We start from the raw sequence: 1,432 nt of genomic DNA, 5'->3' as shown, positions 1-1,432 counted from the left end.
CTATGCGAGCGTCGGGGTGGGCATCGGGATCAGCTTGGCCATCTTTCGAAGGTTTTGGGCGGTGGCTGCGAGGATGAACTCGTCGCGCGCGCCGTTTGGACCTCGTAAACGCAAACGGTCGAGCTTGAGAATGCGCTTGAGGTGCGCGAACAACATCTCGATTTTCTTGCGGAGCCGGCGCGAGGTGCCTCCCTCCCACGATCTCGCGATCTGGCGCGCCATGTCGCGGGCGCCCTCGTAGATCGAGCGGGGCACCCTCCGTGAAGCCTGCTTGGGGCAGCATCGGGGCTTCAATGCGCATCGATCACAATCGCGCTTGCTGGCGAGGTAAAGCATGGTGGCACCATCATTCACCAACGTTCCGGTCGTGGTAAGAGTTTTGCCACCAGGGCAACGATAGATGTCCCCAGCATGGTCATAGGTGAAGTCGTCGCGCGAGAAGATCCCGTCTGTGCGGGCCGATTTGTCGAACACTGTAACGTGCGGCTCGATCCCGTGCTCATAGACCAGCCAGGCGAGCATCTCGGCCGAGCCATAGCCGCTGTCACCGAGGAGCCGGCTCGGATAGAGATCAAACCGCTCCAGCGAGCGCTCAATCATGCGCTTGGCGGCCAATACCTCCGCCTGCCGGATTGCCGTCGTTGCCTCAACATCGACGATGATCGCGTTCTCGATGTCGACCAGATAGTTCGTCGAATAGGCGAAAAACGCTTGGCCGCCGTGCGCGCCGGTCCAGCGCGCCGCCGGATCGGAAGGCGATACGAACTTCGGAGTAACCTCGGTCGCGGCTCCGAAAGCGGCATCATCAAGGACAGCCAGATACTCATCGATTGCTCGGCTGGCAGCCTCCGGCGGAAGTCCCTTATCGCCTTCGATCCCCTTCTGCCGATTGGCATCGGCCTTGATTAGGCTCGCATCGACTGCAAATCCCTCACCGCCGACCAGTCGTTCCTCGATGCAGCGGCGCAGCACGCTCTCGAACACGCGACGGAAGAGGTCGCTCTGCCGGAAGCGGCCGTGCCTGTTCTTGGAAAACGTCGAGTGATCCGGCACCGTCCCATCCAGACCGAGCCGGCAGAACCACCGGTAGGCCAGATTGAGGTGAACCTCATCGCACAGGCGCCGCTCCGATCGAATGCCGAAGCAGTAACCGATCAAGAGCATCCGGATCATCAGCTCGGGATCGATCGAAGGCCGACCGATGCTGCTGTAGAAAGGCGCCAGGTCCCGCCGGACCTGTTCAAGATCGACAAACCTGTCAATCAACCGCAGCAAGTGATCAGTCGGGATATGTCTTTCGAGCGAGAACTCATAGAACAACGCGGTCTGTTCGACTTGCCGATGCCCCATCATGATCTTCAGTCCTGCCAATTAGACAGACTGAATCACTGATATCTCTGCGTCGCAACAGCTGCCTTTTTCAACAGAATCG

Annotated in this window: 1 protein-coding gene; it reads right to left on the bottom strand. The window is 59.7% G+C overall.

Annotated elements, in window-relative coordinates:
* A complete protein-coding gene (locus IVA92_RS07570) occupies positions 1–1,353 on the bottom strand; it encodes a transposase (protein WP_247279349.1) in 1,353 nt (450 codons plus the stop codon).
* Positions 1,354–1,432 lie beyond the last annotated feature (79 nt).

It is taken from the genome of Bradyrhizobium sp. 154, from assembly GCF_023073875.1.
Taxonomy (GTDB): Bacteria; Pseudomonadota; Alphaproteobacteria; order Rhizobiales; family Xanthobacteraceae; genus Bradyrhizobium.
The sequence above is the reverse complement of the archived record's forward strand: the minus strand, read 5'-3'. Positions and strand labels throughout refer to the sequence as shown.

What these genes read in the sequence shown, in the direction of transcription:
- IVA92_RS07570 (WP_247279349.1), bottom strand. Translation starts at nt 1,353, where the DNA reads ATGATGGGGCATCGGCAAGTCGAACAGACCGCGTTGTTCTATGAGTTC.